The sequence below is a fragment of the Bacteroides sp. AF25-38AC genome (genome assembly GCF_003602995.1).
GTDB classification, from domain to species: domain Bacteria; phylum Bacteroidota; class Bacteroidia; order Bacteroidales; family Bacteroidaceae; genus Bacteroides; species Bacteroides uniformis.
In genome coordinates, this window is sequence record NZ_QTMD01000022.1 from 1 (window position 1) to 17834 (window position 17834).

Here is a 17834-nt window from a genome sequence, read left to right on the forward strand (position 1 = left end):
ACCGTCTACTGATATCGGTTATAAAAAGAAAAAGCGTCTAGCTAAATCAGGAAAAGACACACCCCCTTGATGAAACGGTCTTTACCTCAGCGTGTAACGACCTTTACCAAATAGTGTAACGACCTTTACCCAATAGCGTAACGACCTTTACATTAGCATGTAACGGCTTTTACACTATAGCGTAAACAATCGGTAAATACAATCCATTGTAAATAAACAAACTACATCATCGGTCAGCAAGTTCTATCACCTCCAAATCTTTAAACGTTCCCCCATCAACCGCAAAGCGTACCATCGTACGCACCTTATGGAAACCTTGAATGCCCGCAGCGCCCGGATTGATGTGGAGTACATCCAACGTCTTGTCATACTTCACCTTCAGTATATGCGAGTGCCCGCTGATGAACAGCTTTGGGGGACGCACCAGAATGCTGCCCTTGATGGAAGGGTCGTAGTTGCCGGGATAACCGCCGATATGCTTCATCAGCACCTCCGCCCCATCCACCGTGAAACGGAGAATCTGCGGATAGAGCTGCCGTATCTCCTGCCCGTCAATATTGCCATACACGGCACGGAAGGGACGGAAAGCCGCCAGCTTCTGTGCCACTTCCAGCGAACCGATGTCACCGGCATGCCATATTTCGTCACAGCCCTCAAAATATTGCAGGTACTTTTCATCCCAGTAGCCATGCGTATCCGATAATAAACCAACTTTTGTCATCTTTCCTTTGTTTATTAAGACAAAGGTAATTATATTTGGGAAGAATACAATGTGGTAATGTGCTAATATGCCACATTAACACCTTAACACCATGGACAACAGATATTTCAAACGTGACATCAGCTGGCTTTCCTTCAACTACCGCGTACTGCTGGAAGCGGAAGACGAGACATTGCCGCTATACGAACGCATCAACTTTATTTCTATATACTCTTCCAATCTGGAAGAATTCTACAAGATACGCGTAGCCGACCATAAGGCCATAGCCACCGGAGCCTCGCAAAGCGATGAAGAGACTATGCAGTCTGCCGCCGAACTGGTAGATGAAATCAACCAAGAAGTCAATCGCCAACTGGAGGAACGTATCCGCATCTACGAACAGAAGATACTGCCCGCCCTGCGGAAACATCACATCATATTTTATCAAAGCCGCAACGTAGAACCGTTTCACCGCGACTTTGTGCGCAGCTTCTTCCGCGAAGAGATATTCCCTTATCTGGCCCCGGTGCCCGTAAGCAAGGACAAGGTGATTTCATTCCTGCGCGACAACCGTCTCTATCTGGCCGTACGGCTTCATCTGAAAGGAGCTCCCGCCAGTTCTCCAAACCGTATCCAGTATTTCGTGATGAAACTGCCGTACAGCAAAGTGCCGCGCTTCATCCAGCTGCCCAAGGTGGGGAAAGACTATTATCTAATGTTCATTGAAGACATCATCAAGGCCAATCTGGATACCATCTTCCCCGGTTATGAAGTGGACAGCAGTTATTGCATCAAGATTTCACGCGATGCGGATATTCTGATAGACGATGCCGCCAATACCTCCGAAATCATCGAGCAGGTGAAGAAGAAGGTAAAGAAACGCAAGATAGGCGCCGTGTGCCGTTTTGTATACGACCGCGCCATGCCCCAGGACTTCCTCGACTTTCTGGTAGATGCCTACCGCATAGACCGCCGGGAGCTGGTGCCGGGAGACAAGCACCTCAACATGGAGGATTTGCGGCATCTGCCTAATCCCAACCAAAGCGTACGTCCCATCAAGAAACCCCAGCCCATGAAGCTGACCTGCCTGGACGAACGCGAATCCATCTTCCGCTATGTGGAGAAGAAGGACCTGCTGCTGCATTATCCCTACCACTCCTTCGACCACTTCATCCATTTTCTATATGAAGCCGTCCACGAGCCCACCGTGCGTGAAATCATGGTGACCCAGTATCGCGTGGCAGAGAACTCCACCGTCATCAACACCCTGATAGCCGCCGCACAGAACGGAAAGAAAGTCACCGTCTTTGTGGAACTGAAAGCCCGCTTCGACGAAGAAAACAACCTCGCCACCGCCGAGATGATGAAAGCCGCCGGCATCAACATCATTTTCAGCATACCAGGACTAAAGGTACATGCCAAAGTAGCCCTCGTGCTACGCCGCGACAAGGAAGGGCGCAAACTGACAAGCTACGCCTACATCAGCACCGGCAACTTCAACGAAAAGACCGCCACCCTCTATGCGGACAGCGGACTATTCACCTGCAACCCGGTGATTGTAAACGACCTGCACAACTTGTTCCGTACTCTGCAGGGAAAGGAAAATCCAGTGTTCCACCGCCTGCTTGTGGCCCGCTTCAACCTGATTCCTGAACTGAACCGCCTCATCAATCACGAAATAGAACTGGCTCGGCAAGGCAAGCAAGGACGGATTATCCTAAAAATGAATGCCCTGCAAGACCCTGCCATGATAGACCGCCTCTACGAAGCCTCGCAAGCCGGTGTAGAGATAGACCTCATTGTCCGCGGCATCTGCTGCCTCATCCCCGGGCAGGAGTACAGCCACAACATCCGCGTGACACGCATCGTGGATACCTTTCTGGAACATGCCCGTGTGTGGTACTTCGGCAACGGCGGCGCACCCAAGCTCTTCCTCGGCTCGCCGGACTGGATGCGGCGTAACTTGTACCGCCGTATCGAAGCCGTCACCCCCATTCTGGACCCGGACTTGAAGCAAGAGCTCATCGATATGCTATCCATACAACTGTCGGACAAACGGAAAGCCTGCTTTGTGGACGACCGGTTGCGAAACCGCTGGAAGTCGTCGCGACCGCAAAAGGAGAAGGTACGGTCGCAATATAGCTTTTACGAATACTTGAGAGAGAAAATATAAACAACTCTGCCCCAATATACCTCCGGCTCAACAGTCTTTTATAGGACACAGACGTACGGCAGTTCCTCCACTACGTGCTTGCCGAATGGTGAGGGTATCACTATAAGTCACTTCGCGCTCTTCTATAAGTATAGCAGCAGGACATGTCTCATAATCGGACTCAGGAGCATCACGATAAATAGTAGCCAGATAGCTTTTATCTGTATCGAGAAAAGACAGACTGATATTAGCCGTTCGTTCCTCATCTCCCGTGATACTGCCTATATACCAGCATCCCTCTCCTTTATCACAACGGGCAATAGTAACATAACTGCCAATGCATGCTTCCGGCACCACTGTTCTGCTCCAATCTGTAGGACAAGATACTATAAAATTAAAAGGTTCCGGATTAGCCTCGTAATTCTCTATTTCATCCGAAGCCATTTGTAACGGTGAATAGAGCACCACAAACAGCGCCAATTGTTTGGCCAGTGTGGTATGTACACGTGTCTGTGGCATTACATCGTTAACAAACCGAAACGTCACCGGTGTAAAGTCCATCGGGCCTGCCAACCCACGAGTGAAAGGCAATATTACGGTATGAGAGGGAGGATTTCCACCATCTACATCCCAAGCGTCCCATTCTTGTCCACGTACTCCCTCTTGTGTCATCAGATTAGGAAAAGTACGCTGCAAACCTGTAGGAATCACCGGTTCATGATTATCAATACAGATACGGTGACGGGCAGCAGCCTCTATTACCTTGCGATAATGAAGTACACCAAACTGACTGCTATGATATTCTTTCCCATCAAGCAAATTGCCCACATAACCCGTTTTTACTTGATGCACACCATATTTCTCATAGAACTTGAAACCATCTTCCATCTGATTTTCATAATTGGAAACATTACCGCCAGTTTCATGATGTCCTATCAAAGCTACTCCTTTGCTACGCCCATAATCAGTAATACGTTGTATATCAAAATCGGTATAAGGTTTTGTGAAACTAAACTTCCAAGTAGCCCAGTCTTCATTCCACCCTTCCACCAGTACACCTCCCAGGTTATTGGCAGCAGCAAAATCGATGTGACGCATTGTATTCTCTGTTGTGGCCCCATGATGGGGACCGGCATGCCAGGTGTTATGCTTCATGTGATAAGTCCACCAAATTCCAATATAGCGCATAGGTTGTATCCAGGAAGTATCGGTTATACGACAAGGTTCATTAAGATTTAACATGAGACGGGAAAGAAGCAAATCACCGGCAGATTCAGCCACTATCATTGTACGCCAAGGAGATACACGGGTATCGGTAACACGTACTTTCTCACCTGTACTCCAAGGTGTAAGAGCCGCACGTAATGTAACCGTTTTATTATCTTCAAGTTGTTCAACCGGCTTCAAGTTCATGGCAGCATAATCTGTAAGATTTGCTTCATGAATAGCCAAATAAAGGCTATCTGTTGTCTCAATCGTCACCGGAGTGCTTACCCATCCCATCTTACTAAGAGTTTTTTTCTCAAATAAGGCCTCGTAAAAACGAACTCCTTTCACTGGAATACTCCAAGCATCATAATCTGCAGGAAAAACGAATTCAGTCACTTCGTCATCAATAAGAAACTCTTGTAGCTGTTGCTGGCGCGGGAACTCATACCGGAATCCCATCCCATCATCAAAAAGACGAAAAATAATATTCAGTTCCCGCTCCAACGATGTTTCTTCCTTGAGGCATACCCTCAATTCATTATAATGATTTACAATTTCAGCCTCTTCCCCCCATACTGGTTGCCACACATCATTATGCGAATCATGCTTAACCTCTTTTAGAACGAAACCAGTCAAAAGATCTGGCGCATCCTTCAAAACCAATCCCAGACGTGAAGGAAGTAAAATATTCTTCCCCGCATGTCTTAAACAATATCGGGGAGCACCTTCTTCATCAAGTGTAAACTCTAAAGAAAGTTTTCCATTTGGAGAGGTCAACTTGATATGTTCCTGCTGGCATGAAATCATCCATAGGCCTAAACATAAAGCAAGTATAATCTGTAGCGTTTTTTTTAGTTTCATAGTCATTACCGAATTTAATTTTATATATCCAATTCTTATTTTATAAGTCTACTGACAAACAGTCCCTTTCCTTCCTCAGCCGGAATAACACAGAAGTTTACGAAACCACAGACAGACTCCGGTTCAAGCAACGTGGCAACCAAATTTCCTAAAGGTTGTGCCAAAGGTACCAACCAACTACCTATTGGAAGTTCTACATTATCTTCATAGACATCCGTTTCTACATTTACCGGATGAATCCCCTCCCATTCCTTCTCTGCACGATACAGACGGGTTACTTTGTAACGCTCAACTTTTGCTTTTTGTACACGGGTAACTTGCTCAATGTGTACACCCAACGCTCGAAGCTTACATACTGCTTCTGTACAGGGAGCATCGAGCAGATAAGCCTTAGGGCGAGTACGCATCAATTGAGGTGTTGCCTGCATGGCATCAAGGGTTGGCAGTTCAGTCTTAAACAGTTCATTGGCCTTATAATCGATAAAAGAGACTACATGACGTACAGTATCCGAAGTGAAAGTAACATATATCGGTTCAGTAGCTTTCAAGGTGCGCTTCCTGGCTTGTTCTATCTTACGTTTAATTGAAGCACGATGTTGCGCAGCAGTAACCAACGTTTGCCGTGCCACCAAGAAACCGCACTCACTACGACGTGCAAAACACTCCGGTCCCAATCCAATACCTCTTATTTCGACAAAAAGCGATACAGCTCCCGTCAATGCTTGAAAAGTAGAACTGGACTGCGGACTTTTGGCACCTTTTACAAGAACAAGGGAACCATCTGCCACACGAGGAGTAAAGTAGAAACCGGAAGCATAACCGGCACTATTTAAAACGACCTCTGCCTCACGACGAAAAAGTTCTTCAGACAGCGTACGTAAAGCTAAAGGCGCATTAAGATGTCCTGTAGGTAAAAAAAGTACATCAGCAGCATTTGCTGTCGGCACTCCACGTAATAAGTTAAACTCACGACGTAAAGGTGTATATTCATGAATATCAAGAGCTACGTCCGGATTCCATTGCTGATAGGACTGCTTCAACAGCAAAGTGACAGCATCCTCTAATTTGCTCTGATCGCGATTCAAATCGTAACCATCGGCCGAACGACGTTGCTGAATGGCATAACCATCAACATTGGCTATAGGAACCAAAGCCACAGCTATATGATTCAGCAATTCACGTCCTTCTTTTTCACAAAGTAAGTAACGGACAAGCATGCATACAGCCTCAGCACCTGCCGGCTCGTTACCATGCAGTGCCGCTTGAATCCATACCCTTACCTTCTTCTTGTCGGGAGTACCCAAATAAAGTACCGGAATGGTACGTCCTTGTTTGGTAACACCAATATTCTCCATATATGCCAAACCCGGAGAACGTACAACCAATTGTTGTAAATAGTCCTTTATCTCATCAACCGATGCCAATCCGCTACCGTAAGGTTTACTTAGAGTAGGTGTCTCACGGTCAAATTTGGGGTCAGGATAGAAACTTGCAGTTACTCCGGCAGGTTGCTTCGACTGATTTCTATTCCATAACACAAGATTAGCTAATACCACTTCTTGTGCTATCCTCTGTAAATAAAGAGCCGTTTCAGACGGTAGACCTGCATAATAATCGCTGCTAAAAGGCTCACCAAAAAAAATTGCATAAAAGACACAAGCCGCCAAATAACTGCCTGCAGGACTAGGATGGCTGCCATCAGAATTATACAACTGCAAACTTGGACACTCTCTACGTACACGTCTCCATGCCTCACCCACAGGAGCACAATAAGCATCAAGGACATCAGCCATTTCCAAATAGTTTTCCGTAAGTTGCTGCTGCATTCCTTCATAAGTATCATTATTACGCCCCCATGTCATATAACAGACACTTTTTCCTTTTGGGGCATAAAGACGGCGTAAACTATCTAACTGCGCCGCAGGATGGAATACATTCTTCTTTACCCATTCCTTTTCACGAGTAGGTGCCTTGCTCTGTTCCTGCATCACCATATAATCCCATCCTCCTTCACGAATCGCCTCTAATGTTTGCGTATTGGCTGCATGCTGTCTCAAGTACCAACCAGGGTTAGCAACCTGGCGCACTGATATTTTTTTTCCACATGAGGATGCTAACGATTGGACTTGCCATGGCAAACGATTAAAAAAAGTATAGCTGTTACCTATAAAAAGTACCCGTAAAGAATCTGTCGTCAATAATGGCACAGCTTGTTTCCCCATAGGGACAGCCTCATGCCCGATGCCGCACTCTTCTATCTTGCGCCAATGGCATTCCCAACCACGGGATGCAGCCAACTGGTGAATATAAAGCCAGAAACTACGCCCACGCTCCATACGGTTTCGTCCTTGTCGTTCAGCTTCAGGAGTCTTGCGTAGAAAAGACTCACGTATCGTATCTCCCAAAGCCAGCTGTAGTATGATAGGTTTTGACAAGTATTTTTTTATCTGTTCAGATGAAATATAGGGGATACCAGCCGTACCATAAGGATATGTCTGGGCCAAATCAGGAAAAGTATACCAACCGGGAGAACTTATAATAGCTTTTTCCACATAAGGACTATCGTGAAAAAGCATGAAACGCTGTACGAATTGCCCACCAGCAGAATGACCATAAATCATATATCCTTTGCGCATGCTTCCCGTAAATTGACGCACATATTCAAATAGTTTATCAACCAACACTGGTGTAATTTTTTCGGGAGCATTAGCTACTGTATGGGCAGCATTCATCACCCCCACCTCCTGATAGTCTGCCAAAGGATAAGATTTCAAATCAAAGTGAGGTATAAAAAGCATAAAACCCTTTCTCTCCGCTTCTTCTTTCCAACCGTCCAAAAGATAACGATAGCCGCGGTCTCCTCCTTCAAAGACAAATACAATAGGCATTTGTTTAATATCCCCCTGGGAAGGTATATAATAATGTACATCTACCGGGCGATCGGCAAAAGGAGGGTATTGACTATAAGTGAAGAAATGTTCACCTCTTGGCCTTTCCAAAGTCTGTTTCGCTATTGCAGATAAACAAATACAGAGGAATCCAATATAAAATATAATCAGCTTCTTCATAATTCGTACCTTCCCTTCTTTACTATTGTACCATCTTGCATTACAAATTTACCACGGGCAATGACATCTGTAAGCTGCAAATCTTCCGCCAAAAAACACAAGTCTGCATCTGCTCCTTGTGCCACAATACCTTTAGCTCGTAATTTCAGATTACGAGCCGGATTGGATGTTATCAATGTAATCGCCTGTTCCAATGGTACCCCCTCCTCATTGACTAATGCAACTACCTCCTTGAAATTTAAATTCAAAGGAGCAGGACGATAAGTTATTTCTCCAGTTTCAGGATTCACTCTGCGTACGCCACCATGGCCATCACTAGAAAAAGTAATGCGATCAAGGGGGACACCAGCTCGCAATGCACGTATCACACAACGATGGGGAGTATCAAACTTTGAGCCACCAGTCGAAAAATCAATCATTCCACCTAATTTACCAAATTCTACAGCCTGCATAAAAAGAGCTTCAGTACGTATCAGATGAGTAGGAGACAGATAAGATATCAGTGTAGGATAGTGACGAGCAATATTGAGTAAGGGCTCAATACCTTCCGGAAGTGCTCCCAAATGAATGTGGAGAATTCCTCCTTTACCAGATGTAAATCCCCCTAAACGTACCTGATGTATAATACGTAATATCTCTTGCTCTGTCGGAAACGGACTACGGTCATCACTCATCGCCAGCTTACAGCCAATAACTTTATCTATGAAGATAAGATCGTCAGCCACACTATTCATCAATGTTTTGGTAGGCAATCCGTAATAACTTGTCAGCATATAAGCCGACAATCCGTCATCGTCAATAGCTTTGGCCTTGGCATAAAGCGTAGTAAGTTCTTTGGCAAATCCATCAGTACCAAGCATACCCAATACAGTAGTAGTACCACATGCCACCAGTTCGCTCATAGTCACCTCGGGGACTAATGAGGCATAACCTTGTTGCCCTCCTCCACCAGTAATATGTACATGCTGATCTATAAATCCCGGAGTAACAATTTTACCTTGCACGTCAATAGTATGGCAAAATGATTCATTCAGTTCAATTGTCTTTGAAATATGCGCAATCTTTTCTCCGCATAGCAAAATGTCTGTTTTACCAAGATAGGCAGGAGCATATAAATTTGCATTCTTTATCAATGTAAACATAGCTGTCGATTAATTTTAGAAAGTGATAAGATGATAAAGTATCAAGAAAACAATTCCTCCTATTAAAGGAAATGTATTACGCCTTGCCAACTCCACTGATGACACACCGGCTACCCCGGCAATGGCAACAATGACTCCGGCAATAGGAGATGCGGCACGTCCCATGCTTGCCGCCAACTGCAAAGGAAGTATCAATGAAAAAACCGGCAAACCAAGCTGAGTGGCTATACCCGGCAATAAAGGACCAAATGAAAAAAAGGCTGCATTGCCACTTCCCATCAGCATGGCAGCTCCAAAAATAATGAGAGTAAAGATTGCGGCAATAGCTAATCCCGAAAGTCCGATATGAGAGGAATAACCCACCAATGAATCAATAAATCCCAAACCAATCAGTCCTTTAGAGAAAACTTCTGAAGCTACAATCAATGTTACAACTGAAGTAAACACATTTCCCATGCCTTTCCAAAAACTTGCAAAAACGTTAAAAGTAGTACGCACACTACGAGTATGAAACAACACAAATACCAATGATAAGAACAGAGAAAAAAGCATAGCAGTAGTGGTACCCAATGTTACAGTAGGCTGAAACAGTCCCACAAAAGGTGAAAAGAAAATGAGAAGAGCCAAAGGTAATACCGGGAGTAGCGCAAAAGCCAATGGAACATCCGGTTTTTCTACTAATGAGGTTGCAGTCACATTTGACACCTGCAATATGCCATCCTGCTGTTTCTTTGCATCTTTTTTATCAAAATAACGGTTATTGAAATAGAAGAGTACCATTACAACCAAGGAAGTAGGAATTACTAAAGGAAGTTGATGAGTGATGAAATATTCCACATTGGATTGTCCTATCAATTCGGCAGCCATAGCAGTATTTGCCGACCCCGGTCCCTGATCAAATAGAGTAGCAGCGGCAATGACTGACAATGCTGTAAGTTGACTTACTCCCAAACTAATTAAAACAGGATAAACCGAAGCCACAAGCAACAATCCTAATCCGGCAGCTGAAGGAGTAGTAATAAAAAGTAATTGTCCAATAGGAATAACTATAGTAGCCGCCAAATAAGGATAACGTCGAAAAAGACCTAATGGCTTCATGGAAATATAGACCAATGCATTAGTAGCCTTTATGTTATTCATGAAAGCTACATAACCGCCAATTGTCATTATCATAAACCCTGCACGCGCCAAATTAGAAAGAAAAACTTCCTCTATCATCCTTACCAAATCAAACACCACCATTCCCGTAGCTTTACTAGGTACTACCGAATGCACTTGCATGAAAAAAGCAGCTGTAAGCATTAATAAACCGGAAAGCATCAAAAGACCTTGAGGATTGAGCTTACGATAAAGACCTACCGCTGTAATCCCTACCATAAGAAGACTAAAAATGAAAGCCAATTCGGACATGATGTATCAAGATATTAAGTTTTTGTTTTCTTTTGAATATATGAATCTAAATCAGATATAAACACCGATATATACAAAGCCGTTTATATGCGGTATTTATATCTGACTATTATCTATCAATACCCCGGATTATTTTCCAAAGGATTACCAGTATTGGCATCAATGAATGATTGCGGCAGCGGGAAAAGGACAGGAGTTTCATATTCATCCATACCACGTCCTGCAATACCAGCTATCTCATTGAGTTCACGCATGCGACGTTTGAAATAGTTATTGGTATCACGTTCGTCACCACCATTTTCTTGGCAAACACGTACCAATGTATGACGACGTTCTTCCTCCGTAAGCAGTTCACGGCTGCGTTCATCAAGAATGAAATCCATACCACCGATTCTAAGATCATCTTCAGTAATACTTACAGCATTGGAACGATTACGTACTTTATTTATCCATTTAATGGCCTCGCCTACTTGATTACTCTTGTAAAGAGCCTCTGCATAAAGTAAATATGTATCTGCCAAACGTAAATAAACAATGTCCGCATAGTGTCCATCATTAGCTGCATTAGCCAAAATAGGTGGAGTATAATCCCATTTACGAGTAGTAGGCCAATCATATTTTTTAATGGAAGTAGAAGTTAGCATGGCTGCATTAACCGTAGTATCAATAAGTGCAGTACCACCTAAATCAAATACCTTGGTTACATTGCCGGCAGCATCTACATCATTAATACTCCATACGATAGCATTGGCAGATACACGGTCATCTTGTTCTCCCATTCCTTTATAATTGTACAAACGAAGTGCTCCTCTGGAAGGAACTACACGTCCGGCTCCCTTACCACCATTAGCTTGCCAAAAGACTTGTGCAAATGAACCTTCACCACCGTTATTGATATAGTCCGGATTATGCTGGTTTGTCTTTTTACAATCGCCATCATTAGCATAATAGTTCTTATAAGTTGTAGTCATATAGACATTTGCAGTACCATAGGCACTATTCTCCTCTTCTGTGTTAATGAAAGCCAGTAACACCTCCGTATTTCCATCAGCATACATAGGAGTATAAAATACGTCAATAAAAGGACATCCATCATTGGAAGCATTACTACCAAAGCGTTGATTTATAAGGGAATATTCTCCACTTTCCACTAATGGTTTCAGTACTGAAACTGCTTTTTCAGCATTACCTTCTGCCAAATAAAGTTCACCCAAATAGTGACGTGCCACAGCACCAGAGACTTTACTATTATTAGAAGTACGCAAAGGAAGGTTATCGACTGCAAACTGGAAATCTTCTGCCATCACTTCGCGAATACTACTCAAGGAAGCACGGTCCCAATCATCACGATAATTCAATCCTGTAATTTCTTGTGTTGAAAGGGGCACTGCACCAAATGAATAGGTAAGGTGACGGTAAGCCCAAGCACGGAAAAAGCGAGCTTCGGCCAACACCTCATTTTTACGATTTTCAGCATCAGCACCACTTCCCCAGTTAATGCCATCATTGTCAGCTCTTGAGATAACCATATTGGCAGTGTTGATGATACGATATCCCCACTGGAAAATATTATTCCAAATAGCAAGATCAGTGTAAGTTATCTCTTTGGGATTGTAGAGGAACTTCATTTCCGCATGACTATTATTGGCCCATGAATTATCTACCCCTCCACCCCAGGCAGAATGCAGACAGAGCGCAATACTTCCTCCCATTGCATCAGCACGGCGATACTCTGCACGCATAAGACCATAAAGAGGCGTTATCATCGATTTAAATCCATTGTAATCTACAAGTAAATTTTCAGGATAAAGTGCATCACGAGGATCTTCCTTAAGAAACTTATCCTCATTACAGCCGCCCATAGTGAGCAATAATACTGTAAACACTAAGACATTGAAATATGTTATTTTTTTCATATGTGCAATTTCATTTTAGCTTTTTATGATATATTACTCTCATCAAATATCTAACTTTAGTCCAAAAGTGAACGAACGTACTGGAGGAGCAGCCAATTGATCATTGAGAAATTCCGGATCCATACCTGTCCAGCCAGTTATTGTAGCCAAATTCTTAATGTTCATGTAAAGATTGAGCCGTTTGATGAAAGTACGACGCAACCATTGTTGTGGGAAATTATAACCCAATGTAACGTCGGAAATACGTAAGAAATCTGTCTTTTCATAGAAACTGGCTCCCTCTGGATTCACATCACTATTCAAACTATTTTTCGGATAGCTATTCGTAGGATTCTCTGGAGTCCAAAAATCCACCAAAAAGCGGTTCTGGCGATATGAATTATGGCTTGTATCATACAAGGCATTCAGATGGGTTTGTCCTAACTGAGCCGTTAAGAACACACTCAGAGTGAAGTTTTTGTACTCAAAAGTGTTCATCAAACTCATATTTACTTTAGGAATAGCCGACCCTATAATAGTCTTATCAGCCGTTGTAATATCGTTACCATCTACATCAAGGTATTTCACATATCCAGGATACGAATTACGATAGTTAGGATCTTGCTGCCCTGTCGGGTTAGACGGATCAGCAATCTGCCATACACCGATAATTTTATAATCATAGTTCACATTGATAGGTTCACCAATAAACCACTTGGAAGCCACATCATCAACCGGCTTTCCATTAGCATCATACAAACCAACATCTACAATCTCCGAACGATAGTGTGAGAGGTTGAAAGAGGTGCTCCAGCTAAAACTCTTATGTGTAATGTTATTAGAAGTTATCTGGAATTCAAAACCACGATTACGGGTCTGTCCACGATTCTCAGTAATAGAGCCAGTACCATTAATGGTAGGAATAGAACGGGAAAGCAGCAAATCTTTGGTTTTAGACCAATAAATATCAAATGAACTCTGAATACGTCCATTCCAAAGTGCAATATCAAAGCCAGTATTAATAGATGTAGTAGTTTCCCAACCTAAACCGGGCGAAGCTAACTTCGACGGATAGAAACCAAACTGTGCAGTATGATCATCATTCAGATAATTGTAAGTTGAAAGATTAGGTAGTGTACTATAAGCACTGATAGCCTCATTGCCATTTTTACCCCATGACAAGCGATATTTCAGATTGCTAATGGTTTCACTTATAGGCTTGTCTTTAAAAAAAGATTCATTGGAAATATTCCATCCAATAGCGGCTGAAGGAAAAACGCCGAATTTAGAACTTTCACCAAAAGCGGAGTAACCATCACGACGAGCAGTAAGAGTTAACAAGTAACGATCATCATAAGTATAATTCAAACGCCCCATTTGTGAAATATGATTTTCTTTATAATAATTGGAATTACCAGACATTGTGGCAGCTTTAGAAATCTGGTAATAATACATCACATCATTGGGAAAATTCTTACCTTCCATTGTATTCTGTTCATATTCCTTGCTTTGAGCAGAATATAATCCTGTGAAAAATATACGATGTTTGCCAAATTCACGTTGATAAGAAATAATATTCTCCAAAATCCATTCTTCTGAATGCCAGTCATCAGTATTCAATACGCCATTAGCACTAGCTCCTTCGTAGGTATCCAAACCTTGATAATTCTTATAGGAGCTGTTTTGGTAAGTGAAGCCTGTATTCAATTTATAGCTCAGCCCTTTAATAAAGGGAAACTTTACCTCAAGCACATTATTAGTGATAACCTTTGCACGAATATCTTTTGTCTTATTATTAAGAGATCCCAACGGATTAATGCTGAAAGCTGAAGAGGAGTCCTCAGTAGCAGAAAGTGTAAGTGAACCATCCTCGTTATAAGCACGTCCCAACGGAACTTGTTTTATAGCCCGCCAAAAAGAAGCACTGCTACCACTACGATCGTAGCGACCTAACTGTGTAGTAGTAGAAAATTTCAACCAACTATTAAACTCCTGATCAAGATTGAAACGTACATTATAACGCTTGAACTCATTGCCTACCGCAGTTCCTTTCACATCCGTATAGTTCAATGAAATGAAATAGCTGGTTTTGTTAGCTCCACCACGGAAAGAAAGGTTATGCTGTTGTTTTATACCGGTCTGTGTTGCCAACTTCATCCAATCAGTACTCTGACCGGCAGCATACATAGCTAATTCAGTAGGAGTAAAGTTATCTAACCAAGGTTCAGGATTCTCTTCTGTAGGAGGAGTAGTATTGGTAGCCTTGAAAGCTTCAGATTTATACTTATAGAATTCTTTGCCATTCATCATACGAGGTAAATTGATAGGCTGGTCAATAGTAACATAAGTATCGTATGATACCGTCAATCTGTCTTTCTTACCGCGCTTAGAAGTAATAAGGATTACACCGTTAGAACCGCGAGCACCATAAATGGCTGCTGAAGAGGCATCCTTCAATACTTCTATACTCTCTACATCATTGGGATTGATTTCCGACCATGGACCATCAAAAGGTATTCCATCAAGAATAACAAGAGGTTTATTATCGGCCGTAATGGAGTTGTTACCACGAATACGTGTAGTAGTAGACGAACCTTCAGCATTACTACCCGTCACACTAATATTCAATCCTGGAACTGCTCCTTGCAAAGATTGAATCAAATTAGCTTGTGGGCGACTTTCAAGTACATCCGAGTTAACTGAAGCAACCGAACCTGTAAGATCACTTTTGCGCTGTACACCATAACCTACTACTACCACCTCATCCAGTGCCTGGTTATCTTCTTTCAGTACAATCTTTAACGATGATGCGTCTTTCACCTGCAATGTCTTGGATATATACCCAATGAAACTTATCTCCATTACCGCCCCCTTAGTCACTGAAGCGAGTTTAAAGTTTCCTTCTACATCGGTAATGGTGCCCGTACCCGTACCTTGTATCACTACATTGGCACCGATTATCGGTTCTCCTTGTTCATCTGTCACATTTCCGTTAATATTCCATGTCTGTGCATGAAGTGAGCTTGAAAGTGACAGCATCCACATAAGACAGACAAGCAAAATACCACTTGCGTCTCTCGATTTTTGTCTGGTTTTCATAAATTACATTTTTAAGTTAATAGGAACTTGTGTGTAAAAAATCTCGAGAGCAAAATTAGACAATGTAACAACCGATTATATTCACTGGTAGAGGATTTGGTAAATTCACAAAGTTATATATTACTGATTATCTTTCAATTACAGACAGACTCAATAGATTTTCAGTAGTGATTTAAATTAAATCGGTAATCAAAAACATGTATATAGATAATTGCCATTCGATAGTATTAAGCTATTGAATGGCAATTATCTATATACATGTGGGTAAAAAATGAGAGAAACGCTCAGTCTTCAAATTACTTTTTACAAACCTCTTTCACAGCTCGAAGAAATTCCTCCTTACTGAGCGAAGATTTATTTAAAGTTATAGAACGATTATTATATACGGTTTGCAGTGAACAGTGCAAAAATTCTGCAATCTTCTCACTATCCGTTACCCCCATTCGTATCAAAGCATGAATACGAAGTTCTGTATTAAGCCGCCCAGACTTCACTTCAATATGTTCTTCGGGACGTAGCAAACTATTGAAGTGCTCTACAAAATCAGGGTATAAATGTAGAATAATGGAATCAAATTTCTCATAAAAATCCTTCATTTCATCGCTCATGGTAGAAGTAGAACTAATCATCTTCTTTAAATCTTCAAGTTGCCCAGCCTTTAATTTACGGTTTAACTTTTTACGATACTCCTCCATACGGCAAATATAGGATGAACAAAGTTTGAATACCTGACCAATATACTCCTCCTTAATATAATTTGTGTCACGTAGAACCAAATTGAGCTTTTGCAGTTCACTATTAAGACTCTTCAATCTACCATTGGCCACATGTAGCTCAACCAAAGCTTTCCTACGTCTTCTTGTTTGCCTTCTCAAAAAGAAAAGAGCTATCAGCAATACAATAGTGAGAAAACTAATAAATAAAAGGAATAGCTTTAGCTGCTTCTGTTGCATATGATCACGTTCAATGTAGCTTTGATGTATCCTTCTCTGCAACTTCTGCTGATGAAGCAGTCGTACACGGCTCTTAAAAGTTATACCGATATCAGAACAATAAGTACTATAACGATAGGCTCGGTCCAACTGACCTTGTTCATATAAATAGGAAGCCAATGCATACAACGAACCAATATCACGATTCACAGCATATACATCAGCAATACCTGAGAGAATCATATTTTCCAGCCACTTGGTATGGTTGTGTTCTTTTTCATAAAGTAGAGCCAAGTTATAAGCTAAAATAGAATAATTACGACTATTAGGTAGAAGACGTTGTTTTTCCTTTTCCAACTCATCCCTAATGGCAATACGTTGTGCACCGGGAACATCTTGATATTTCCACACACGGCTATAAAGGTAGCGTGGCTCGTCAGGAGTGGCCGTCTGCAATACTGAATCTGAATATAACGCATAAAGTTGACCATAATGCTCATGTAATGCATCATCACCTAATGAATAGAGTTGCAACCGCGAGCAGAGAGTACGCATCTGACCATAATAACGCGAACGTAAGTAGCGAGGCATACTGGAAGAACAGAGTGAATGCATTACTTCAGAGGCTTGACTAAGCAAGCCATTAGCCGTATAAACAAAACCAATACCTAATAAAGATTCAATCTCACGATTCTTATCATGATATTGTCGTGCTAAATCAAGGCTTTGTGTAGTATACTTCATAGCCGAATCTGCATCATACACGCGATATTCTTGATAAATAGCCTGATTAAGTTCATACTGTTTCTCAAATGCCTTAGATTGTCTTAGTGAATGCTTCAACGCCTCTATTCGCTCCTCTTTCTGCAAAATAAGTTTATCAGAATTATCTATCAGACTATCTAATTGAGTAAACAATGCCTCATTTGCCTTAGCAGCACTATCTGAGATATGCTGCTTGCATCCAGCACAAAAAAACAAATATAGTAAGAAGAATAGGTTTAAACAAAAATGGTTTTTCATATTTCTATACTCGTTGGTAGAATTCATTTATTTAATAAATGAATTAAAAAAGTTACATACATCTTTGATTTTTAATATCAAAGTTCTAATTACAATCAATTCTACACACAACTTGTATGCAATATTCGCAAGAATTCTCGACATCTGCAAACAATTAACTAGTAATTTGGCTGCTTAACATAGAAATAACCAAATACGAAACACAAAAGCATCCACTCTTCTATTATACTTATATTGTTACTCTTAAATGCTTAACATTAATGATTATTGGGAGAATAAGAGCAATCGCTCTTAGCACAATACCATTCTATTCCAAAACATTTGTAACATTTCTGTAACATGT

At 41.8% G+C, this 17834-nt stretch carries 9 protein-coding genes; 1 reads left to right on the forward strand and 8 read right to left on the reverse strand.

What is annotated here, in order from left to right; translation table 11 throughout:
• Positions 1-226: 226 nt before the first annotated feature.
• Positions 227-721, reverse strand: coding sequence for a metallophosphoesterase family protein (locus tag DWY55_RS14745; RefSeq protein WP_005827049.1), 495 nt, complete (start codon positions 719-721; stop codon positions 227-229).
• A gap of 91 nt (positions 722-812) precedes the next feature.
• Here DWY55_RS14745 and DWY55_RS14750 point away from each other — a divergent pair, with 91 nt between their 5' ends.
• The gene (locus DWY55_RS14750; protein ID WP_009037987.1) at positions 813-2873 is read left to right on the forward strand and encodes an RNA degradosome polyphosphate kinase; all 2061 of its coding nucleotides are present in this window, start codon (positions 813-815) and stop codon (positions 2871-2873) included.
• Between the two features lie 27 nt (positions 2874-2900).
• Here DWY55_RS14750 and DWY55_RS14755 read toward each other — a convergent pair whose 3' ends face one another.
• From DWY55_RS14755 to DWY55_RS14785, 7 genes are all read right to left on the reverse strand, one after another.
• Positions 2901-4928: a glycoside hydrolase family 97 protein gene (locus DWY55_RS14755; RefSeq protein ID WP_009037986.1), complete on the reverse strand. Its 2028-nt coding sequence runs from the start codon at positions 4926-4928 to the stop codon at positions 2901-2903.
• A gap of 29 nt (positions 4929-4957) precedes the next feature.
• Positions 4958-7921 carry a M14 family zinc carboxypeptidase gene (locus tag DWY55_RS14760; protein WP_243633667.1) on the reverse strand — a complete coding sequence of 988 codons (2964 nt, stop codon included), beginning with the start codon at positions 7919-7921 and terminating at the stop codon, positions 4958-4960.
• Between the two features lie 65 nt (positions 7922-7986).
• A complete protein-coding gene (gene iadA / locus DWY55_RS14765; RefSeq protein WP_009037984.1) occupies positions 7987-9132 on the reverse strand; it encodes a beta-aspartyl-peptidase in 1146 nt (381 codons plus the stop codon).
• 15 nt (positions 9133-9147) lie between these two features.
• Positions 9148-10542 (reverse strand): C4-dicarboxylate transporter DcuC, encoded by a 1395-nt coding sequence (gene dcuC / locus DWY55_RS14770; RefSeq protein ID WP_034529524.1) that lies wholly within the window; start codon positions 10540-10542, stop codon positions 9148-9150.
• A gap of 116 nt (positions 10543-10658) precedes the next feature.
• Positions 10659-12458: a RagB/SusD family nutrient uptake outer membrane protein gene (locus DWY55_RS14775; RefSeq protein ID WP_022401142.1), complete on the reverse strand. Its 1800-nt coding sequence runs from the start codon at positions 12456-12458 to the stop codon at positions 10659-10661.
• A gap of 42 nt (positions 12459-12500) precedes the next feature.
• Positions 12501-15536: a SusC/RagA family TonB-linked outer membrane protein gene (locus DWY55_RS14780; protein WP_009037981.1), complete on the reverse strand. Its 3036-nt coding sequence runs from the start codon at positions 15534-15536 to the stop codon at positions 12501-12503.
• Between the two features lie 296 nt (positions 15537-15832).
• Entirely contained in the window at positions 15833-17491 is a 1659-nt protein-coding gene (locus tag DWY55_RS14785) for a DUF6377 domain-containing protein (RefSeq protein ID WP_035449344.1), read from the reverse strand.
• Between the last annotated feature and the right edge of the window lie 343 nt (positions 17492-17834).